The sequence below is a fragment of the Trebonia kvetii genome (assembly GCF_007827045.1).
Lineage (GTDB): Bacteria > Actinomycetota > Actinomycetes > Streptosporangiales > Streptosporangiaceae > Trebonia > Trebonia kvetii.
The window spans coordinates 29,515-48,372 of sequence record NZ_RPFW01000014.1 but is presented as its reverse complement, the minus strand read 5'-3'; the positions used below and the strand labels follow the sequence as shown (position 1 = coordinate 48,372).

The window sequence follows — 18,858 nt, the reverse complement described above, 5'->3', positions numbered from 1 at the left end:
CGCCGGGGGAGGGACGGTAAGACCGCGCCGAGCGCGGCACGACCCGCCGAACCCGGAACCCGGCCCCCGCACGGGGGCAAGACCGGGACCGCCGCCCGGCAACAGGCGGCTGCGGCATGAGCGCCCCCGAGCACTCAACCGCAACGGTCTGGCCGCTCGCGCCGAGCCTAGACACCGTCGGCCCGATGGCGGCGACCGCCGACGCGCTCATCGCCGGCATGCGGCTGCTCGAGCCGGGCTTCACCCCGGCCGACGCGCCCGCGCGGACCGTCGGTCGGCTGCGCACCTCGGGCCAGCCGGAGATCGAGCAGGCGATCGACGCGGCACTGAAGACCGCCGAGCTGGAGGTCGTAACGCTTGACTGGCACGGACATCTTCACCGCGATCTTCCTCACCGAGGTGTGGGACACCGACCACGCGCTTGCCGAGAAGTTCCCCGACGGCGTGGGTGAGGACATCGCGCAGCCACTGACCCTGAACGACATGTTCCGTCCCGGGCTCGCCGACGCCCGAGCCCAGCTCGCGCGCTGGCGGCAGTCGCTGCTTGACCTGTTCGGTCAGGTCGAACTGCTTGCACTGCCGACGATGCCGGTGTTCCCTCCTCGCCTCGCCGATCTGACGCCGGAATCACTGGTCGGCACCATCGTCGAGATCACCAAGTACAACGGGCTGTTCAACGCCGCCGGAGTGCCGTGCACCGCCCAGCCGGTGCGAGCGGCAGGCTCGCGCATTCCCGCCAGCCTCCAGTTGGTCGGCCCGGCGAACGGCGAAGAGCTGCTGCTCAGCACGGCGCTGCATATCGAGGCCGCCATCGCGTGACCAGCAGCGTGTCAAAGCCGGGAAGCCAGGGCGGTCAGAACCGGTGCGTGGTGGCGCCAAACGGATCGCCCTTGGCGTGCGCGAACACCTTGGCGGGGGTGACAGCGAATACCATCGCCTCGCCCCGGCCGTCGGCGTCGCGGAAGCAGCCGTCGCGAGCGATCCACTGCCAGCGTCCGTCCCACTTGGCGGCGAACGCCCGGGCGACGCGGCCGAGCACGGCGTCGTCGGTGACCTGCACCGCATCGCCCTCCACCACGACGTCCAGGCCGCCGTCCCACCGGTTGCATCCGGTGGTGAGCACGACATGCGGGTTGGCGCGCAGGTTGCCGAACTTCACCTCATTGCCGCCGGTGGAAAACCAGATGGCTCCCTCGGCCCAGGCGGCGACGACGGGTGTGACGTGCGGACGGGCCGTCGGCCCGGACGGTGGAGAGCCAGAAGAGCTCGGCCACCTCAAGGGCCTTCCTGGTCTCCTCCCACCCGGTGGCGGTCGCGGCCGGGTCGCTGTACTGCTCGTTGAAGGTGGTGACAGGCGCGGACATTGGCATCTCTCCAGTCAAGGAAGGGCGGTGTCCTGCTGATCAGCGCGGACCCGGCGAAGGTCCGCGCTGGATGAGACTGGCAGCCGGGCGGGAAATCATCGGCCGGTAATCACGGGCCCTGTGCCGCGACGCACCGATGTGGTGAGGTTGGCAGCGTGAGACATCCCCTGCCCGCGCGAGGAAACCGGGCCGCCGCACCAGTCGCGGTGACCGCTCTGGTCCTCGCGGCACTCGGCGTCGCCGGGTGCTCGGGCCCGCCAGGCAGCTCGGGGGCCTCGGTCGAATCGTGTGTTCAGTTCGGCATGTCGGCCATCAGGCAGCACGTCACGGTCACCGCGCTCCCCCCTGCCTGCCAGGGCCTGACGGCCGCCCAGATCGACTCGGCGGTGGGCACCGCGCTCCGCTCCGCGGCGAGCGGCGTGCGCGGAAAGGCGCAGCGACGGCAGCGCATCGTGCGGGCGAGCCCCTATCTGGCGCACATGTACGTCGCCATCCCCGCGCCCCGCAGCGAGCCGCGGCAGCTCACCACGGGAACCCGCTGGGTCAGCAGGACCACCCTGAGCCTGATCGCCCTCGGCGCATGGCTAGTCACGGTTGCCCTCGGCCTGAGCCTGCTGGCCAGGCGTATACCGCGCGACCGCACGCGCCGCGGCGCCGCCCGGCTGCGCCGCCCCGCCGCCAGGCTCCGCCTCCCTGCCCTGAACCGGGCGCACCTGGGGCTTGCCGCCGTGAGCCTGCTGACCTGGATCGTCTACTTGGCGTCGGGCACGACCGGCATCGCGTGGGGCGCCGCCTGCCTGCTTCCTCTTGTCGCAGGACTGGGTATGGCGCTCGTCTTCCTTCCGCGCCAGCCAAGCTCCGCGGACGGCCCGGGCAGGCGCGCGCCCGTGCTCACCATAGCCGCGCACGTCATTTTCGCCATCGCGACGATCCTGTTCGCGGCCCTCGCCGCGATCGGCACCGGCTAGCGATGGCATAGCCCAACAAGCGCCGTTATGGTGCACGCATGACCTTTTCTCTTGCCCGAAGTGGCCACGACGCCACCAATTTGCTCCACTCGCTCATCTACTTCGTTCCAGAAACCGAGCAGGAGCTCACCGGCGTCGGCCTGCGGGCAGGTCGGATGTGCTATTTCGCGGGCCGCGCGGCGCCGATGGGCGCGGTAAGCGGCGGCGTGGTCGCCGCGACCTTTTATAACTTCAACCCGAGCCTGGTAGCCCGGTGCGTTCCCGCAGCCTGGGAACTGGCCAGCCCGGATGTCGTGGTCGGCGCCCGCTTCGCCGCCGCCGACGCCGCGCTGACCCGGCTGCTCGGCCCGGACGTCATCGGTTCTGCTGACATGATCGAGCTGGCCGCGATCCTCCGCGAGGCGGTCGGTGCGTGCAGCCCCGAGGGGCGGCCGCTCTACGCCGGACACGCGGACCTGGCCTGGCCCGACGCGCCGCACCTGGTGATGTGGCACGCCGCGTCGCTGCTGCGCGAGCACCGTGGTGACGGTCACCTGTGGGCGCTGGCCAGTGCGGGACTCAGCGGCATCGAGGCACTGGTGACCCATTGCGCGACCGGGAAGGGATTCACGCCGGAGTTGGCTAGGGCCACCCGCGGCTGGAGCCAGGATCAGTGGGATAGCGCGGTCAGCGGCCTCGCTCCCCGCGGCCTGCTCGACTCCCAGGGCGAGCTGACACCGGCCGGACGTGAGCTGCGCGCCCAGATCGAAGACCAGACCGACCTGCTGGCCGCACCGCCCTGGCAGTACCTGGGCGAGCAGCGCACCGAGGAAGTCGTGCGGATCGGCAAGGCCATGACGCGAGCCGTTCTCAAGGCGGGCGCCTTCCCCAGGACGGCGACCGCGTCACGCGATGACGCGGCCGCTAGCACCGCTCGAGCGTGAGCAGCGGCTCGGAAAACACGGGCGCCGGCGCACCGGGATCCGCGGCAACAGCCTCCTCAAGGCGGCGGAAGCCGGTCTCAACTTCGTCGGGACTGAGTTGCGCGAAGAACGACAGGGTGCGTAGGCGCAGCCGTCCGAGCATTTCGGCGCGGGTGCCATAGGACGGCTCGGTGACCGTGCCGAAGCTGGCGACGCGCCAGCCGTCCGCCGTGAACATCGCGATGGCCTCGTGCAGCGGCTGAAACAGCGCGGCGTCCGTCTCATAGCCACGGGGGAAGTGCGCTAGCCACCACGGCCGGGGATGGTGGTCGCTGAAGTTGGCGCGCAGCAGCAGTCGGCCGCCCGGCCTGAGCACCCGCGCCAGCTCCCGGGTCGCCCTGCGCTTGTCCTGGACGTGATGCCAGGACAAGAACATGAGAATGTAGTCGGCGCTGCCGGACGGCACCGGCAACTCCTCGGCGGAGCCTGCCACATACCGCACATCGGGATGCCGGGACTGCGCCTGCGCCACCTCGCGCATGCGAACCGACGGCTCGACGCCGGTGACCGGCCCGAACGCTTGCGCTAGCGCGGGCGTGAACCTGCCGGTACCCGAGCCGACATCCAATCCCGCCAGCGGGCGCCGCTCGGGCAGCACCGCTGCGAAGGCGCCGAGCCACGCCTGCAACTGCTGCTCGGTAAGCGCACGGCCGCGCGCGTAGTCCTGGTACTGCTCCGTGTCGTAGTCGATTCGCTTCATCGCAGCTCCCTGTCCGCCGGGGTGTGAGAGTTAACCATCGGCTCGATATATCGAGGCGATACATCGGAACGATATGACGCGTCGCGTTATACCGCAAGGAGGACGTGTCGGTCGGGCGTGCTGGCGTTCGGCCGTGCCTTGGCAGCCTTAGCCTTGCGTCTTGACGGCGAATCCCAGGTAGGACAGGGCCGTGCTGGCTACCAGTCCCACGTCCAGCCGCCGGCTGAGCTCGCCGTAGCTGATCCGGCCGCGGCGGGCGCCGCCGTACGCGCGGAGCACGGCGAGCGGATTCGCGCGCGGCGCTAGGCCGGTGATCTCGCCGGGGGTCAGCCCGTGCCGCCGCAGGACGGCGGTCAGCTCGGCGGGAGTGATGAACATGTCCCAGTTGTGCAGCGCCACGTCGGTGAGGCGGGTCAGCCGCCACTCCTGCACGGCCTTGACCGCAAGCAGCCGGCTCTTCAGCGTGCGGTTGACCGTGTCGAACAGGAACAGGCCGCCGGGCTCGAGCACCCGCGCCACCTCACCGATCACCCGGTCCACGTCGGTCACGTGTTCAAGCACGTCACAGCAGCAGGCCACGCCGAAGGAGGCGCCGCCGACGGGCAGTTCCTCGCCGGTCCCCGCCAGGTAACCGATGCGCAGGCCCCGTTCCGCCGCGTGGGCGCGCGCCGCGCTGACCGACTTAGGTGACGGGTCGATCCCGGTAACCCGGTAGCCAAGCGCGGCGAACTCCTCGGCGAGGAACCCGCCGCCGCAGCCGATGTCCAGCACCCGCCGCCCCGCGGCCGCGGCGCCGAACCGCCGGGTGAGGACGCCACGGAAATAGCCGAAGCGCGCCGGCGTGAAGCTGCCGTGCAGCAGGCTAAGCAGGCTCGTCTCGTCCCACCACGACGCGCCAAGCCGCTCGTACACGTCATTATCGATGGCCCTCGCCATGCCACGAAGCGTAGGCGGTGCTCGGCTGGCACGCCCAGACGGCGCCGTCGGCGGGCAGGCTGACAGTGACCTGGTGTTGACTGGCACGTGTGGAGGTGAGTCATGCGCCGACATTCCGGCCTGGACATCCCTGAGACGATCGAGGACGCCGGCGATCCGGCGACGATGGCTCTCATCGTCTACGACATGCAGGCCGGCGTGCTGCGGCAGTTGCCTGACGACGGGGCCGAGGCGGTTGAGCGGGTGTCACGGGTGCTCACCGCGGCGCGGGCCGGTGGCTATCCGGTGTTCTTCACCAGGCACATGTCGCTTCCTGTGAGGCTGATGGGCACGGCGCAGCTGCGCACCGCGATGTCCTGGCAGCACGTGGACAGCGCGGAGAAGGTCCAGTCATGGTTCCTTCGCGATGCGCCAGGCTCGGAGATCGTCGCGGACCTGGCTCCGCGCGACGATGAGGCCGTGTTCGACAAGCTGGCCATGTCCGCCTTCGCCGGGACCCCACTGGAAATGGCGCTGCGGGACCTGGGCGTCCGGTCCGTCGCGATCGTCGGCGTGGCTTTGGAGATCGGCATCGCGCCGACCGTCTCGCACGCCGTCGACCTCGGGTTCATCCCCGTGGTGGTGACCGACGCCTGCGGCGGCCGGGACCACACGGCCATGCAGCGGGTGCTCGACGACTTCAGGTTCAGCGGGGACGCGCTGCTCACCGACATCGCCACCATCACGCCGCTACTCGAGCAAGTGTGAAACGTTTGTCTCAGTCGGCACTGCGCTGCAGTTGCCATGCCGCCTCGAGAGCGTCCTCAATGGCGCCGGCGTCGCCGTTCGTCAGGTCGGCGATGACCATCATGTGCTTGGCGTACCTGGCTGGGACGCTAAAGGTGTCGGGGAACTGGCGCAGCAGCCAGTCGCGGTAGTCGAAGTCGGCGCGGATCACCAGGGTGGTGCCGTCGATCTGGCGGGCGACCAGCCTGCCGTGGTAGCGCCACTGGGCCAGCCCGTCCGTCGTGCTGCGGCGTACGCCGGCGAGCGCCGCGGCGAGCCTGTCTACCTCGCTGATCTGCAGCACTGCGGGCTCCCGTGCGCGCTCGCCGGCTATGTTGCCAAGCCGGTCGGGGTAACGGAAATGGGGTCTGCGTCCCACCGGCCGCTTGACGGGAGCTGGCCGCTGGTGATGCCCAGATCACGCCGGGCCTCGGCGTAAAACCGCGCCCTGTCGGCAATGACGTCCGCCATCAGCGCGTCCCACTGCTCGGTGTCGGTACGCTCGCCGCGAGCGAACCGCTCCAGCGCGCCGATCACGACACCGATCAGTGCCGGGAGCTGCTGGACAACACCCGACATGAAATCAGCCTCCAGGCACCACACACGACGTCGGACCAGCGCCCCCGGTCAACTGTAAGCGGCTGCGGCGTCGTGTCGTCTGCTCAGCGGCGATATTCGTCGTCGTAGGTCTCGTCGACGGTGTACCTGCGGGCCGGGGGAACTTCGCCGGGCGGGACTTCGTCGTGGTAGACCGTGCGGCGGGGCGGCACTTCCTCGCGGTAGACCGTGCGGCGACTACGGGCGCGCGGAGCCCAGGGGGCCCACACAATCAGCCACAGCACCACGCCAAGGGCTCCGACGACCATCAAGATGTCGCCGATCGTGTGAATGCCAAAGCCGTGCGTGGATACGGTCGAGATCCCGAATCTAAGGATTGCTCCCACCGCGATCAGCAAAATGCCTGCACCGATCGTCATGGCATACCTCCTTGTAGGTTCGCTGCTAAGCACCCACCACTTTCCCGAGTGCCCGATTCCAAACGGAGAGCCGCGGACCGGCTCACGGCAGGGATAAAACAAATGGTTGGGTGCGGGGCGCGTTGTTAGGCTGACGGCATGTCGGACAAGGCGCCTGAGGCCGAGGTACGCGAGTTCGCCGTTGCGTTCCGTGCGTTCCTCGACTGGATCAGCAACTCTGCCCGCGACGAGGAGCGCAACGAGGTCGACGTACTCCTTGCCGAGTTCCTCGGCGCTGAAGGCATGGCGCACTCGGTAGTGACCCGGGAGCTGCCCCCGCTCGAGCACGTCAACCTGCAGACGGCGCTCGACGCCTGGTGCGCGCGCCCCGGCCGCACGGTCGACATCCACGGCATCACCGTTCCGCCGCACCACGCGCCGCCGAACCTGCAGCAACTCGTCACGGCCGAGTCGATGGCGCCGGTCCGGCTGGCCGCGCCCGCACTGGCAGACTTGCCCAACGGCCCCGGCTCGACCCTGGGCTGCCTCAGATCGGCAATCCTTCTCGTCACCGACCCACTTGGCTCCTATGTGCTGTTCATCCAGGGACCCGGCGATCACCATCCCTCCCTCGAGGTCGAGGTCGCCGGACTGCCGGTCGAGACAGCCCAGGGCGTCCTCGCCGAGTTGGACGCGCTCCGCGCGGAGCTGAACGTCTACCGCGGTCACATGCTCGACGTGTCGATCGGCCCGATGGGCAACGTGGTACTCGGGTTCGGCGCACCGCCCGGGCTCGCTCGCGACGACGTCGTGCTGCCCGGCCTCGTCCTCGACAGGATCGAACGGCATGCACTCGGCGTGGCGGCGCACCGCGACGCGCTGCTGGCCGCCGGCCAGCACCTCAAGCGCGGCCTGCTGCTCTACGGACCGCCAGGTACGGGCAAGACGCACACGACCCGCTACCTACTCGGGCAGATGACCGGGTACACCCGCCTGGTGCTGACTGGCCGGTCCCTGGTCGCCGTCGGACCGGTCACCGAGCTGGCCCGCGCACTGCAGCCCGCGGTGGTCGTGCTTGAGGACGTCGACCTGGTGGCCGAGGACCGGACGATGGGACCGCGGTCGAGTCCCGTTCTGTTCGACCTGCTTGACTCGATGGACGGCGCGGCGGCAGACGCCGACCTGCTGTTCCTGCTCACCACCAACCGGGCCGACCTGCTCGAGCCGGCGCTCGCCGCCCGCCCCGGCCGCGTCGACGTCGCGGTCGAGATCGACCTGCCGGACGCTGCGGCCAGGGAACGGCTGCTCACCCTCTACGGCAGAGGTGTGCCCCTGGCGCTGACCGAAGCGGACGTCCAGGCAGCCGTGGAGCGCACCGACGGCACGACCGCATCCTTCCTGAAGGAACTGATCAGGCGCAGCGTCCTTGAGGCGCTGCACGACGACCCGGCGCTCCCCGCCGTCACCGGCGCGCACCTGACCCGCGCGCTCGACGACCTGCTCGACGCCGCCCAAGGCGTTACCCGCACGCTGCTCGGCGTTGGCGTGGACCCGGCAACCCTCCCGGCGGGCGGGTTGTCGATGGACTCGGACGCAATGATGATGACGGCCGGTCGCCGCTCGAGGATGGTCTACATCAGGCCCCACTAGGGATGACTGAGCCGTGGTGAGCCCGCCCGGACGTCACCCAAGGCGACAGCAACCGGCTTACCGAAGCCACTGCAGGGCGTGGTATCGCCCCGCCTGAAGCGACTACGACCACCCGGGAGATCCAACTGCCCCTTGACAGTCGAGGATGGCGAACCGCCACGACCCGTCGGCCGACCGGCGGGCGACAGCCGTCGTCGTTCCGGTCGGCGAGATCCCGGTGCCGTCCGGCAACATAGCCTCAAGGTCCCAATCGACGATGAGCAGGGCCGTATCGCCCCCGATCAGGGTAGACCTGGGCTTGTTGGTCAGACGCGCCTGAGCCGCGATCGACTGGACCGCCTCAGCGTGCAGCGCCTCCTGGTCGGTGAGGACCTTGCCGGTGAAGGTGTGCATCGTCGCGTCCTGGTGGAACAGTGCCACGACGGCGTCGGCGTCCCCGGCGTTGAGCGCGTCCTGGTACGCGAACGGGAGGCGGGCCGGGTCGACGATCCGGGTATCGGCGCTTTCCTGGGTGTTCATGGCTGACTCACTCCTCGAGCGGGGTCGATCCGCACTACCCGGAGTCGGCTTTGCAATATTGGCCTGAACGCCTGCCATGTGCTCTGTAATGCGCCGCGCCGCGTCTGCTGGCGAGATGGTGCTTACGTCAATCTTAACCGTGGCAAGCTCATCATAGAGCGATATTCGAGCCACGCTGCGTTCTGTAATGTCGCCACCCCGCTTACCTACAGCTATGTCGCGGTTTAGTCTCTCGACTAGGGCCTGTTCGGTGCTGACAAGTGAAAAACAATGGGTCGTACAGCCATTGAGGTTCAGTGCAATTATAAGGTCATCCAATATATGCTGCTCATGTAGTACCCAGCAAAAAATAACATTCTCAAATTCCGAGCAAGCGAGGAAGCTGTTAAGCAGATGGGCGATGTTGCCATTTACCATCGCCTTTGTTTCGTCTGCCACAACAAATGGGTGCATATCCCAGCACCAATCGCCATCAAGGAATACGTTTCTTGGGAGTATTTTATGTAGTTCGCGGCATGTCGCGGTTTTGCCGACACCCATCGTACCACCTACGATTATAAGGTTTTTCATAAGGTTGAGTATCTCATAGACAATTACCCGTAGCCGCTCAGCCGCCAGCCGTGCGGCCGGAACTGCGCGTAGAGCCCAGAGAACGCGGAGTGCCCTATGTGGTTGGAACTACGCCCACTCTCTTACACCGGGACTGGTGAGGCTGATGCGGCGGGTGAAGTCGGCCGCGGCTGGCTGGTGGCGCGCCACGCTACATTCCCATCGTTAACGCGTCGTCGGAACGGGCGGTAACCCTGTAGGTCCTGCCCATGTTCGGCAGCGGAGGGACGTCATGAACCAGCACTCAGCAAGGCACGACCCGCGTGCGAAGTCCGCGGACGAAGAGGTCGACGACATGCCGGCCCGCCAGCCGGAGCGCAAGGAGGGCGTGCGGCCGCACCGGCCCGTCAGTCAGCCGGCTGACGATGATCCCGTAGGTCCCGGCGAACCCGACGAGGGCGAGTTCGAGCTCATCGGCGGCGACGACCTGAGCGACGTCGACCTAGGCCCTGCCGCCCCCAATTTCACTGACCCGGACGCCCCTTCGGGCGGGATGAGGAAAATAACGCGGGTGATTGCGCGTCCTCAGCGTGGGTGAGCGTGCGCGTTGCGGTCTCGATCACTTCTGGGGTCAACACGATGGCGAATGGCATTACCTCGTAGAACTTCATCGCTTTCCCGTCGGCAGAGACTTCGATGTCCGCAGACACCAGGCCGGCCGCCTCCAGCTTTCGCAGGTGCACCTGGAGCAGTGCGCGGCTGATGCCTAGTTCACGTGCCAGTTGGCTCACGTAGTTGCGTTCTTCCGTCAGCGCCGCGACCACCCGCAGCCGGTGCGGGTTCGCCAGTGTGCCCAGCACCCGAAGCAACTCGTCGCCGGTCATGCTCACCGTGCTCATCGCGTCTTTCGGCAAGCCGGTGCCTACTCGACGTCCGTCAGGATCCGCTGCACCTGGCTGCGCAGCTCGTCGACCCGGGCGCTCAGATCGGCGAGCCCCAGGTCCACATGCTCGCTGGCGGTGATGGCCCTGTCGCTCATCCGCCGGTGCTCCTCGGTGAGGGCGTGGAACTGGGCGGAACTTACCTGCGGCGTTCTGCCCCTCGTGATGACCACCCGGAGGGCCAGCGCGACGACGATGAGGATCGCGGCCACGCCGGCCACGAACAGCACGAACAACACGAGCCCGGACGTTCCCAGCATTGCTCCACGCTCCTTCTTAGCATATGCAAAGAAAAGTTAGCAGGAGTAGAAGCGAGTAGTCAATGACGAGCTAGCGCTGCCCCGGGTCCGCGTTCATCGGCGAACCGAACCTGATCACGTTCCCGTCAGGATCGACGAGCACGCCCTCGTGCTGGCCCCATTCGGTGTCTTGCGGTAGGACGTTGTGATGATCGGTGGAGCAGCGCATGAACGCGGCCAGCCCCGGCACGGTATCGCTGATCTTGAAGCCGAGTCCCTCGGTGAACAGCCGCTGCGAGCCGGCCTGGTCGGTTGACCCGAGCACCACGTGCCCGAGCTTGCGCGGCCGCACCGGCGTCTCGCGGAGCACGCCGGGGGCGCGGGTGTCGGGGCGGCTGATGTGCCCCGGCGTGTTGTAGGGCGGCGCCGGGGTATCGGCCTGCACGATCCGGCCGGCGATCTCCACCACGACGCAGACCTCGGTGCCGGGATCGTAGGTGCGGATCTCCGTGCCGGTTTGTTCGGCGGCGATGCCGAGCCGCGCGAGGGAGGCTGCGACGCGGGCTAGGTCATCCGGCTCGTCGGCGCCGACGCGCAGTTCGACCAGGCGGCGCCGGGCGGCGGATTGCAGCCGCAGTTGGACGCCGCCGTCGCCGGTGCTGAAGCTAACCGCCTGATCGCCGTCGTGCGCGGCCTCGGCGGCGGGCACGTGTGTGGGCTCGGGGGCGAGGCCGAACTCCGCGTAGTACTGCGCGGTGTCGGCGACGTTGGGGACCCCGATGGTGATGGTGGTGAGCCGGTGCAGGGACATGTCAGAGCTGGCCCTCGTAGCCGGGGCCCGCGACCATCTCGTTGCGCAGCTCGCCGATGCCCTCGATGTGGCTGATGAGGACGCCGCCCGGCGGCAGGAACCGCTTCGGGTTGCGGGCGTTGCCGACGCCCGACGGCGTGCCGGTGAAGATGATGTCACCGGGCAGCAAGGGGCAGACTGCAGACAGCCGGGCGATCAGCTCGGGGACGCTGAAGATCAGGTCGCGGGTCCGGCCGAGCTGGAGGACCTCGTCGCCGAGCCGGCAGCCGAGCTCGAGGTCGTCCGGATGGTCGAATTCGTCGACGGTGACCAGCGCGGGACCGAGCGGCGCGAACCCTGGGTAGGACTTTCCGAGCGAGAACTGGGGGACCGGGCCGGCCAGCTGGACGACCCGCTCGGACAGGTCCTGCCCGACCGTGAGCCCGGCGACGTGATCCCAGGCGTCCGCCTCACCGACGTTGCGCCCGAGGCGGCCGATCGCGACGACGAGCTCGACCTCCCAGTCGACGTTGCCGCTTGGCAGCTCGACCGGGGAGTTCGGCCCGGTGATGGAGGTGGGGAACTTGGTGAATACCGTCGGCGAGTCGGGGCGTCCCATTTTTGATTCGCTGATGTGATCGTCGTAGTTCAGCCCGATGGCGAAGACCTGGCGCGGGGCGGGCGTCGGGGCGCCGAGCTCGGCCGGGTCGACTGCGAAGTCCGCCCGCCCGGCCGCGCCGGCCGCCCAGTCCCTGAACTCGTCCCACTGGGCGAAGATCGCCTGCGGGTCGCTGGGGAAGCGGCCGTCGCTTGCCTTCTCGACGTCGAGGCCGGTGCCAGAAGCGTCCACCAGGACCAGCCGCCCACTGACATTGACGATGCGCACGTGAACTCCATCCGCCGGGGTGCGTCACACCTCGACGGGTGGGTCCGCGAGGGTGCTCCCCATGCTGCTCGGAGCAAAAGTCGATTGTCAACGCATAATCGATTTTAGAGCCAGTGTTATTCTCGTCCAATGGTCCAGCTGACGCCCCGTGCCATCGATCTGCACGCCCACTTCCTGCCTGAGCGTTACCGGGCCAGCGCCCTCGCCCACGGCCAGTCCCATCCCGACGGCATGCCCGCGCTGCCCGAGTGGAGCGCCGCGGCGGCGGTCTCGATGATGGACGATGTCGGCATCGCCGCCGCGGCGCTGTCCATCTCATCGCCCGGCGTCGCCTTCCTCGGGTCACCAGCGGAGCGGGCAGCCCTCGCGCGGGCCGTGAACGAGGACGGGGCGTCGGCCGTCGCCGCCTACCCGGACCGGTTCGGCCTGCTTGCGAGCCTGCCGCTGCCCGACGTGGACGCGGCGCTGGCTGAGATCGACTACGCGTTCGGGCAACTGAACGCGGACGGCGTCGGCCTGCACACGCACTACCGCGGTGTGTATCTCGGCGATGAGCGCCTCGACCCGCTCATGGCGGCCCTGGACGCCAGGAGCGCGCTGGTCACGATCCACCCGGTGTCGCCCTGCGGGTGGGAGGCTGTTTCCTTCGGGCGGCCGCGCCCGGTCGTGGAGTTCCTGTTCGATACCACGCGGGCGGTCATCAACCTCGCGCTGTCCGGCGTGCTCGACCGCTATCCCGCGATCCGCTGGGTGGTGCCGCACACCGGCGCGGCGCTGCCGGCGCTCGCGGACCGCGTGGACCGGATCTACTCATGGATCAGCCCGCCCGCGCCTGCGGTGGATCTCATCGCCGCCCTCGGCAGGCTGCACTACGACCTGGCCGGCACGCCACTGCCGCGCGCGCTGCCGGCGCTGCTCGGGCTGGCTAGCCCCAGTCAGCTGGTCTACGGGAGCGACTACCCATTCACTCCGGCGCCCCAGGTGCGCCAACTGGCCGAGGTCATCGCCGCCACGGACGTCCTAGACGACGAGGCGAAGGCAGCGACGCTGCACGGCAACGCGCGCCGGCTGCTGCCGCGGCTCGCTCGCGAGGTCGTGGTCTAGCTCGATGCTTAGCTGGCCGCGCCGTCCGCGTCGGTCACCAGGCCGATGTCCGGCTGGGTCCGGTCGGCCGCGACGTAGCGCTCAAGGAGGGCGGCGGTGTTGTTCATATGGACGGTGAGCAGCCGGGCGGCGAGCTCGGCGTCCCGGTCCAAAGCGGCGTCCATCAGCCCGCGGTGCTCGGCCGACACGTCGCGCGGTGCCTGCTGCGTGGGGAACGAGCCCGACCAGCGCCGGTACAGCTCGGCGGTCTCCCGCATGCTGTCGGCGAGATCACGCAGCCGCGGGCTGGGGCACGCGCTGATCAGCGCGCGGTGGAACTCGGCGTGAGCACGGGCCCATTCATCGGTGACTCTCTCGGTCCCGTCGTCCACCGCGGGGGCATTCCTGACCATCCGGTGGTGGCTTGCCACGATGCCAGCTTCGTACTCGACGTCCGCATTGAGGACCGCGTCTTTCAGCGCCGCGCCCTCGATGAGGATCCTGACCCGTGAGAGGTCGCGCACGTCGTCGATGTCCAGGCCGACCACGGAGAACCCGAGCTGCGGCTCAGAGATGACGAGGCCCTGTTCGGTGAGCCGGGTGAGCGCCTCCCGGACGACAGACAGGCTCACCTTCGACTGCGTTGCGATCACCCGGGGGCTCAGCTTTGAGCCCGGGGTGTACCGCCCGGCCAGGATGTCCGAGCGGATCTCGGCGTAAACGGCCCCGCTCAGGGTGCGGGCGGGTGCAACGGGCTCACGCATCAGATCTCCTCGGCTAGAAAGCCCCTTGCCCAGACCCTAGTCCAGCTCGGCACTCGCCTGGACGGGAGGGCTGGCGATCATGATATACAGCGACGAGCATCACTGTTGAAATCGATTTTAGACCGAATAATCCTTGACAGTCCGGATGATCCTTTACACACTCATCTGAAAAACACATGCACGTCAAAGCGACCGCCGCCCTCACGGCGATCGAGTAGCCCGCGGCCACTAGGACGGCCACCCGCTCAGCGCTCTGGTGTGGCTGGCGAACACCGTCGCGCAGCGCGGCGTTGTCCTTCGCGCCGGAGACGTCATCCTGCCCGGATCGGTGACCGCCGCCATCCCCGTGACTGCGGGCCAGACCGTCACGGCCACGTTCGCCGTCCTGGGCACCGTCACCGCCATCTTCGCCGGAGAGAAGGACGCATGAGCCGTACCCTCACCGCCGCGATCGCAACCCGGGTTGTCGCCGAGGAGGGCGACCACGCCGGCTGGAGATGGCGTCCAGCCGGCGCACCGAAGAGCGGGCTCCCAGCCGGGCCGGCTCTGCAGCCAACCCCACCATCGCAGCTAACTCCACAACGCACCGCAACCAACCCCACAACGAAGCGCGGAGAGACAATGAAGTTCACGACCCTCGTGACCGGACCCGTGGCAGGCGCCGCGGGCGGGAGTAGAACCGGGAACAGACCCGCGGCGGATGCCGGGAGCGGGTTCAGGCGGGCTGGGCGCCGTCGGCACGCCTGGGTTCTCCTCGTCGTCATCGCCGTTGTGGCCGCACTGGCAGGATGCAGCAGCTCGGGCAGCACGAGCCCAAGTGCTAGCAGTTCCGGCAGCGCGGCCCCGGGATCAGCGCTCACCATCGCCGACGTGGCCCCATTCAGCGGTCCCGACGCCGTGCTCGGCCCGTTCTTTTTCGGCGTCTGCGACGGCGCGACCCTGGCCATCAACAGTGCGGGCGGCGTCCTCGGGCATAAGCTCACCTGCAAGAGCGCCGACACCCGCGGCGACCCCGCCGACGCGGTGCCCGCGGTAAACCAGATGTTCGCCACGACCCCCAACCTGGCGCTGGTCATCGGCTGCACCTCGGACGAGGCCGCGTCAGTCGTGCCGATCATCAACGGCCGCAAGATGGCCATGTTCTGCATGACCGGCCAGTCCGAGTTCGACAAAGTCCCCTTCCCGTACTTCTACCGCCTGGTCCCCCCGGACCTGGAGGAGTCCTACGCGATGGTGGCGATCGCGCAGAAACTGAACTACAAGCGGATCGCCCTAGCGTTCGGCAATGACATCGGCTCGCAGACCTTCGTCCAGCCCGCGATCACGGCGCTGAAGAAGGCCGGGATCGTCCTGACCACCGTCCAGACGCTGGACCTCAAGGCGAACACGTTCCGCACCGAGGCCGAGGCGATCATCCAGTCCCATCCGGACGCGATCATGACCGAGGCGTTCGGGACGGCCGATCCGACCCTGTTCTCGGAGATCTCGCAGTTCAACGGCGGCAAGATGATCCCGGTCATCGGCACGTCCGCCGCCATCTCGCCCGCGTTCTTCAAGTCGTCCGCCGCGGCAGTGGGGGCGTCCACGTTCGCGGCCAACTTCCACGCGGACAACCTGGTCGTGGAGTCCAGCGGCCCGGCGTACCAGGCGTTCTCCCGGATACTGCTCACCGAGCAGAACCAGATCCCCGGCGCCAAGGGCAACATCACCGCCTTCCTGAGCGCGCCGGGCGGGGTTCACCTCTACGACGGGATCAACCTGGCCGCCCTCGCGATGGTCATGTCCGGCAGCACCAGCCCGAGCGTGTACGGGCCGGACATCATCAAGATCGGGGACGGCGTTCCCGGCGCGACGGTGTGCTACGCGTTCGCCGACTGCACCGCCAGCCTGAAGGCGGGCCACGCGATCAAGTATGAGGGTCCCGGCGGGCCGACGAGCTTCGACAGCTTCCACGACTCGACCGGCCTCTTCCAGGTGGACACCTTCAGCCCGAACGGCCAGGTGAACGTCGTCGGCAACTTGACGAACGCGCAGCTGCGAGCGCTGTCCGGATGACTATCTTCCTGGCCTCGCTCGGCTTCGGGCTGGTGACCGCGTCCGTCCTGGCGATCGCCGCGGTCGGGTTCACCCTGCAGTTCGGCGTCACAGACGTGCTGAACCTGGCCTACGGGGCCGTCATGATCGCCGGCGCGTTCATCGCCTACGTGATCAACCAGCTGGGCCTGTCCGTCTGGATCGGGCTGGTTGTCGCGGTAGCGGCCTGCTCGGCCGGGTCGGTGCTGCTCAACGCCGGCGTGTACGCGCCGTTCCAGCGCCGCGGCACGTCGCCGATCACGATGGTGATCGTCTCGCTCGGCATGGGCTTGATCATCGAGTTCGGCGTGCAGGCCTTCGCCGGCGGGACCGGCGTCTCCTACAGGATGAGCGGTGGGCCGACCGTGAGCGCAGGCGGGCTGGTGCTCTCCACGGTGCAGCTGGCCGTCATCGGGCTGAGCGTGCTTGTCATGGCCGGGACGCACGTGCTGCTGCGCTACACCCGGCTCGGCAAGGCGATGCGGGCGACGGCGGCCAACAAGACGCTGGCCCGCAACTGCGGGATCAGGACGGCCCGGGTGATCACCGTCACCTGGGCCGTCACCGGGGCGCTGTGCGGGCTGGCCGGGGTGGTCTTCGCGATGGACGCGGGCAGCTTCGGCGCCACCGCCACCGACCTGTTCCTCATCCTGATCCTCGCGGCTGTGTTCCTCGGCGGACCAGGCCAGGCCTACGGCGCCATGCTGGGCGCGGTGGTCATCGGCCTGGCCACCGAGATCAGCGCGGCCTACCTCACACCCGACTACAAGTACGTGATCTCATTCCTGGCGCTGCTCCTGATGATGGGCGTGCGCCCGACCGGACTGCTTGGGGCCCGCGCATGAGCTCCTACTACCTCATCAACCTGCTCATCTACGCCGCGGTCGACGCGATGGCGTGTCTCGGCCTGAACCAGCAGTTCGGCGTCGCCGGCGTGAGCAACTTCGGCTTCATCATCTTCCAGGCGGCCGGCGGCTACGCCGCCGCGATCATGTCCCTGCCGGACCAGTCGGCCAACGGGGGGTTCCAGTCCTACATCGGCGGCTGGAACCTGCCGTTCCCGCTCCCTTGGATCGGCGCGGCCGTGGTCGGCGGGCTGATCGCGCTGCCGTTCACGTTCCTGGTCGGCCGCAGGCTCCGCGGCGACTTCGCCGCCGTCGGCCTGCTGGTCACCGCGGTCCTGCTGAACCTCCTTGTCACGAACTATCGCCCGCTGCTGAACGGGGACGCCGGGCTCTCGCTGATCCCCGCGCCGCTGCGGGCCGACGTCGGCTCGCAGTCGTCCGGCTACCAGTGGGCCTTCACGGCGGGCGCGATCGTCCTAACCGCGCTGGTCTGGCTGTTCGTCCGCCGGATCACCGAGTCCCCGTACGGCCGCTCGCTGCGCGCCATGCGGGACAACGACATAGTGGCCGGCTCCCTGGGCAAGAACCTGCTCTCGCTGCGGACGGCGATGCTGGTGACCGGCGGGGCCATCGCCGGGCTCAGCGGCGGCATCCTGGTCTCTTACATAAGCACCTGGTCGCCTGCAGCGTGGGGCTACGCCGAGACCGTGGTGCTGTTCGCCGCGGTGATCATCGGCGGGGCCGGCAACCACTTCGGCGCGATCCTAGGCGCCGTGCTGGTGCCGGTCGGGTTCGGGGAGGTCACCCGGTACATCCCGGCCTCCAGCAGCCTCCCGCCTTACCTGATCCCCTCGCTGGAGTGGGTGGTCATCGGGCTGCTGATCGTGGTGTTCCTCTGGGTCCGGCCGCAGGGGATCCTGCCGGAGCGCAAGCGGGTGATCCCGGCCCCGGCGCTCGCGCCCGCCGGCCCGTGGCCGGGTGAGCCCGCGCGGCCGCCCGGCGGGCTACCAGGAGCCGGACCGGCCGTCGCCCCCCTGGCGGCCAGCACGTCCGACGCCCGCCAGGCGGCCAGCCCGTCCGCCGCGGGGATGGCCGGTCCCGCGGCGGACCGGGAGATCGTGCTGCAGGCCACCGACGTGGCCCGCGAGTTCGGGGGGGTCCGGGCCGTCACCGGGGTCTCGTTCGCGCTCCGGCGCGGTACCCTGACCGGGCTGATCGGCCCCAACGGGGCGGGCAAGTCGACCCTCCTGGCAATGCTGGCCGGAACGCTTCCGGTCTCCTCGGGGCGGATCCTCTGCCAGGGCCAGGACGTCACCCGGCTGCCCGCATACCGCCGCGCCCGCCTGGGCCTGGTCCGCACCTTCCAGAACGCCAGCGAGTTCAAGCAGCTGACCGTGATGGAGAACCTGCTGTCGGCGGTGCCGGGCAACCGCGGTGACTCCTTCCGCGGCGCGCTGGCCGGGCCCCGGTACTGGCGCGGCGACGAGGCGGCGGCGATCGCCCGGGCGCAGGCCCTGCTTACCCGGTTCGGCCTCGACGGGGAAGCCAACAGCTACGCCGGGAATCTCAGCGGCGGCCAGCGCAGGCTTGTGGAGATCATGCGCGCGCTGATGACCGAGCCGCGGGTGCTGCTGCTCGACGAGCCGATGGCGGGGGTCCACCCGAACCTGGCCCGGCGGATCGGTACCGAGCTCGCCGCGCTGTGCGCCGACGGGCTGACCGTGCTCATGGTCGAGCACGAGCTGGCCATCATGGACGACTTCTGCGATCCGGTGATAGTTATGGCGGAGGGCGCTGTGCTGGCCGAGGGAACCATGGCCGAGCTGCGGAGCCGGACCGAGGTCGTGGAGGCATACCTTGTCGGCTGA

The 18,858-nt window shown here is 68.9% G+C and carries 24 protein-coding genes and 1 pseudogene; 10 read left to right on the top strand and 15 right to left on the bottom strand.

What is annotated here, in order from left to right; translation table 11 throughout:
- Positions 1 to 167: 167 nt before the first annotated feature.
- Positions 168 to 380, bottom strand: a complete 213-nt coding sequence (locus EAS64_RS44295; protein ID WP_187366565.1) for a hypothetical protein — start codon at positions 378 to 380, stop codon at positions 168 to 170.
- On the opposite strand from EAS64_RS44295, the gene EAS64_RS42280 reads away from it, so the two are divergent.
- Positions 358 to 819 (top strand): amidase family protein, encoded by a 462-nt coding sequence (locus EAS64_RS42280; protein ID WP_145862359.1) that lies wholly within the window; start codon positions 358 to 360, stop codon positions 817 to 819. The two genes, EAS64_RS44295 and EAS64_RS42280, sit on opposite strands and share 23 nt — an antisense overlap.
- A gap of 34 nt (positions 820 to 853) precedes the next feature.
- Here EAS64_RS42280 and EAS64_RS42275 read toward each other — a convergent pair whose 3' ends face one another.
- Together EAS64_RS42275 and EAS64_RS46580 are read right to left on the bottom strand one after the other, a co-directional pair.
- Positions 854 to 1,186 (bottom strand): pyridoxamine 5'-phosphate oxidase family protein, encoded by a 333-nt coding sequence (locus EAS64_RS42275; protein WP_246116152.1) that lies wholly within the window; start codon positions 1,184 to 1,186, stop codon positions 854 to 856.
- Positions 1,161 to 1,364 (bottom strand): hypothetical protein, encoded by a 204-nt coding sequence (locus EAS64_RS46580; protein ID WP_246116153.1) that lies wholly within the window; start codon positions 1,362 to 1,364, stop codon positions 1,161 to 1,163. The genes EAS64_RS42275 and EAS64_RS46580 overlap by 26 nt, the downstream gene beginning before the upstream one ends.
- A 155-nt stretch (positions 1,365 to 1,519) precedes the next feature.
- Between EAS64_RS46580 and EAS64_RS42270 the strand changes: the two genes are divergently transcribed.
- Positions 1,520 to 2,332, top strand: coding sequence for a hypothetical protein (locus tag EAS64_RS42270; RefSeq protein WP_145862358.1), 813 nt, complete (start codon positions 1,520 to 1,522; stop codon positions 2,330 to 2,332).
- Between the two features lie 38 nt (positions 2,333 to 2,370).
- Entirely contained in the window at positions 2,371 to 3,255 is an 885-nt protein-coding gene (locus EAS64_RS42265) for an SCO6745 family protein (protein ID WP_145862357.1), read from the top strand.
- On the opposite strand, the gene EAS64_RS42260 is transcribed toward EAS64_RS42265, so the two are convergent.
- Both EAS64_RS42260 and ubiG read right to left on the bottom strand, forming a co-directional pair.
- Complete coding sequence (locus tag EAS64_RS42260) at positions 3,236 to 3,994, bottom strand: class I SAM-dependent methyltransferase (RefSeq protein WP_145862356.1); 759 nt, start codon at positions 3,992 to 3,994, stop codon at positions 3,236 to 3,238. The two genes, EAS64_RS42265 and EAS64_RS42260, sit on opposite strands and share 20 nt — an antisense overlap.
- A 147-nt stretch (positions 3,995 to 4,141) precedes the next feature.
- Positions 4,142 to 4,930 carry a bifunctional 2-polyprenyl-6-hydroxyphenol methylase/3-demethylubiquinol 3-O-methyltransferase UbiG gene (gene ubiG / locus EAS64_RS42255; protein ID WP_145862355.1) on the bottom strand — a complete coding sequence of 263 codons (789 nt, stop codon included), beginning with the start codon at positions 4,928 to 4,930 and terminating at the stop codon, positions 4,142 to 4,144.
- Between the two features lie 102 nt (positions 4,931 to 5,032).
- Here ubiG and EAS64_RS42250 point away from each other — a divergent pair, with 102 nt between their 5' ends.
- Entirely contained in the window at positions 5,033 to 5,677 is a 645-nt protein-coding gene (locus EAS64_RS42250; RefSeq protein WP_145862354.1) for a cysteine hydrolase family protein, read from the top strand.
- A 10-nt stretch (positions 5,678 to 5,687) separates the two neighbouring features.
- Here EAS64_RS42250 and EAS64_RS42245 read toward each other — a convergent pair whose 3' ends face one another.
- The 3 genes from EAS64_RS42245 to EAS64_RS42235 form a co-directional block, all read right to left on the bottom strand.
- Positions 5,688 to 5,999 (bottom strand): hypothetical protein, encoded by a 312-nt coding sequence (locus EAS64_RS42245; protein ID WP_145862353.1) that lies wholly within the window; start codon positions 5,997 to 5,999, stop codon positions 5,688 to 5,690.
- A gap of 26 nt (positions 6,000 to 6,025) precedes the next feature.
- On the bottom strand, positions 6,026 to 6,274 hold the full coding sequence (locus EAS64_RS42240) for a hypothetical protein (protein ID WP_145862352.1): 249 nt from the start codon (positions 6,272 to 6,274) through the stop codon (positions 6,026 to 6,028).
- Positions 6,275 to 6,357: 83 nt separating this feature from the next.
- The gene (locus EAS64_RS42235) at positions 6,358 to 6,672 is read right to left on the bottom strand and encodes a hypothetical protein (RefSeq protein WP_145862351.1); all 315 of its coding nucleotides are present in this window, start codon (positions 6,670 to 6,672) and stop codon (positions 6,358 to 6,360) included.
- A 138-nt stretch (positions 6,673 to 6,810) separates the two neighbouring features.
- Here EAS64_RS42235 and EAS64_RS42230 point away from each other — a divergent pair, with 138 nt between their 5' ends.
- A complete protein-coding gene (locus tag EAS64_RS42230; RefSeq protein WP_145862350.1) occupies positions 6,811 to 8,301 on the top strand; it encodes an AAA family ATPase in 1,491 nt (496 codons plus the stop codon).
- A 102-nt stretch (positions 8,302 to 8,403) separates the two neighbouring features.
- On the opposite strand, the gene EAS64_RS46575 is transcribed toward EAS64_RS42230, so the two are convergent.
- The 6 genes and pseudogenes from EAS64_RS46575 to EAS64_RS42205 all read right to left on the bottom strand — a co-directional run bounded on the left by EAS64_RS46575 (position 8,404) and on the right by EAS64_RS42205 (position 12,225).
- Complete coding sequence (locus EAS64_RS46575; protein ID WP_246116151.1) at positions 8,404 to 8,820, bottom strand: YybH family protein; 417 nt, start codon at positions 8,818 to 8,820, stop codon at positions 8,404 to 8,406.
- A gap of 228 nt (positions 8,821 to 9,048) precedes the next feature.
- Positions 9,049 to 9,390, bottom strand: a pseudogene (locus tag EAS64_RS47815) (AAA family ATPase); the annotation flags it as partial.
- Between the two features lie 503 nt (positions 9,391 to 9,893).
- On the bottom strand, positions 9,894 to 10,253 hold the full coding sequence (locus EAS64_RS42220) for an ArsR/SmtB family transcription factor (RefSeq protein WP_246116150.1): 360 nt from the start codon (positions 10,251 to 10,253) through the stop codon (positions 9,894 to 9,896).
- A 38-nt stretch (positions 10,254 to 10,291) separates the two neighbouring features.
- Positions 10,292 to 10,570 carry a hypothetical protein gene (locus EAS64_RS42215; RefSeq protein WP_145862348.1) on the bottom strand — a complete coding sequence of 93 codons (279 nt, stop codon included), beginning with the start codon at positions 10,568 to 10,570 and terminating at the stop codon, positions 10,292 to 10,294.
- Between the two features lie 70 nt (positions 10,571 to 10,640).
- Positions 10,641 to 11,360 carry a VOC family protein gene (locus EAS64_RS42210; RefSeq protein ID WP_145862347.1) on the bottom strand — a complete coding sequence of 240 codons (720 nt, stop codon included), beginning with the start codon at positions 11,358 to 11,360 and terminating at the stop codon, positions 10,641 to 10,643.
- Position 11,361: 1 nt separating this feature from the next.
- On the bottom strand, positions 11,362 to 12,225 hold the full coding sequence (locus EAS64_RS42205; RefSeq protein WP_145862346.1) for a fumarylacetoacetate hydrolase family protein: 864 nt from the start codon (positions 12,223 to 12,225) through the stop codon (positions 11,362 to 11,364).
- Between the two features lie 129 nt (positions 12,226 to 12,354).
- Between EAS64_RS42205 and EAS64_RS42200 the strand changes: the two genes are divergently transcribed.
- Entirely contained in the window at positions 12,355 to 13,329 is a 975-nt protein-coding gene (locus EAS64_RS42200) for an amidohydrolase family protein (RefSeq protein ID WP_145862345.1), read from the top strand.
- An 8-nt stretch (positions 13,330 to 13,337) separates the two neighbouring features.
- Here EAS64_RS42200 and EAS64_RS42195 read toward each other — a convergent pair whose 3' ends face one another.
- Positions 13,338 to 14,072 carry a GntR family transcriptional regulator gene (locus EAS64_RS42195; protein ID WP_145862344.1) on the bottom strand — a complete coding sequence of 245 codons (735 nt, stop codon included), beginning with the start codon at positions 14,070 to 14,072 and terminating at the stop codon, positions 13,338 to 13,340.
- 256 nt (positions 14,073 to 14,328) lie between these two features.
- Between EAS64_RS42195 and EAS64_RS42190 the strand changes: the two genes are divergently transcribed.
- The 4 genes from EAS64_RS42190 to EAS64_RS42175 all read left to right on the top strand — a co-directional run bounded on the left by EAS64_RS42190 (position 14,329) and on the right by EAS64_RS42175 (position 18,858).
- On the top strand, positions 14,329 to 14,502 hold the full coding sequence (locus EAS64_RS42190) for a hypothetical protein (protein WP_246116149.1): 174 nt from the start codon (positions 14,329 to 14,331) through the stop codon (positions 14,500 to 14,502).
- A 440-nt stretch (positions 14,503 to 14,942) separates the two neighbouring features.
- The gene (locus tag EAS64_RS42185; protein WP_187366563.1) at positions 14,943 to 16,127 is read left to right on the top strand and encodes an ABC transporter substrate-binding protein; all 1,185 of its coding nucleotides are present in this window, start codon (positions 14,943 to 14,945) and stop codon (positions 16,125 to 16,127) included.
- Positions 16,124 to 16,990 (top strand): branched-chain amino acid ABC transporter permease, encoded by an 867-nt coding sequence (locus EAS64_RS42180; RefSeq protein WP_145862342.1) that lies wholly within the window; start codon positions 16,124 to 16,126, stop codon positions 16,988 to 16,990. Before EAS64_RS42185 ends, EAS64_RS42180 begins: the two co-directional genes overlap by 4 nt.
- Positions 16,987 to 18,858: a branched-chain amino acid ABC transporter ATP-binding protein/permease gene (locus tag EAS64_RS42175; RefSeq protein ID WP_145862341.1), complete on the top strand. Its 1,872-nt coding sequence runs from the start codon at positions 16,987 to 16,989 to the stop codon at positions 18,856 to 18,858. The genes EAS64_RS42180 and EAS64_RS42175 overlap by 4 nt, the downstream gene beginning before the upstream one ends.

Bases quoted from the DNA above. Each gene is read 5' to 3' on its own strand.
- EAS64_RS46580 (WP_246116153.1), bottom strand. From the start codon at position 1,364: ATGTCCGCGCCTGTCACCACCTTCAACGAGCAGTACAGCGACCCGGCC.
- EAS64_RS42265 (WP_145862357.1), top strand. From the start codon at position 2,371: ATGACCTTTTCTCTTGCCCGAAGTGGCCACGACGCCACCAATTTGCTC.
- EAS64_RS42260 (WP_145862356.1), bottom strand. From the start codon at position 3,994: ATGAAGCGAATCGACTACGACACGGAGCAGTACCAGGACTACGCGCGC.
- ubiG (WP_145862355.1), bottom strand. From the start codon at position 4,930: ATGGCGAGGGCCATCGATAATGACGTGTACGAGCGGCTTGGCGCGTCG.
- EAS64_RS42250 (WP_145862354.1), top strand. From the start codon at position 5,033: ATGCGCCGACATTCCGGCCTGGACATCCCTGAGACGATCGAGGACGCC.
- EAS64_RS42240 (WP_145862352.1), bottom strand. From the start codon at position 6,274: ATGTCGGGTGTTGTCCAGCAGCTCCCGGCACTGATCGGTGTCGTGATC.
- EAS64_RS42235 (WP_145862351.1), bottom strand. From the start codon at position 6,672: ATGACGATCGGTGCAGGCATTTTGCTGATCGCGGTGGGAGCAATCCTT.
- EAS64_RS42230 (WP_145862350.1), top strand. From the start codon at position 6,811: ATGTCGGACAAGGCGCCTGAGGCCGAGGTACGCGAGTTCGCCGTTGCG.
- EAS64_RS46575 (WP_246116151.1), bottom strand. From the start codon at position 8,820: ATGAACACCCAGGAAAGCGCCGATACCCGGATCGTCGACCCGGCCCGC.
- EAS64_RS42220 (WP_246116150.1), bottom strand. From the start codon at position 10,253: ATGACCGGCGACGAGTTGCTTCGGGTGCTGGGCACACTGGCGAACCCG.
- EAS64_RS42215 (WP_145862348.1), bottom strand. From the start codon at position 10,570: ATGCTGGGAACGTCCGGGCTCGTGTTGTTCGTGCTGTTCGTGGCCGGC.
- EAS64_RS42210 (WP_145862347.1), bottom strand. From the start codon at position 11,360: ATGTCCCTGCACCGGCTCACCACCATCACCATCGGGGTCCCCAACGTC.
- EAS64_RS42200 (WP_145862345.1), top strand. From the start codon at position 12,355: ATGGTCCAGCTGACGCCCCGTGCCATCGATCTGCACGCCCACTTCCTG.
- EAS64_RS42195 (WP_145862344.1), bottom strand. From the start codon at position 14,072: ATGCGTGAGCCCGTTGCACCCGCCCGCACCCTGAGCGGGGCCGTTTAC.
- EAS64_RS42180 (WP_145862342.1), top strand. From the start codon at position 16,124: ATGACTATCTTCCTGGCCTCGCTCGGCTTCGGGCTGGTGACCGCGTCC.
- EAS64_RS42175 (WP_145862341.1), top strand. From the start codon at position 16,987: ATGAGCTCCTACTACCTCATCAACCTGCTCATCTACGCCGCGGTCGAC.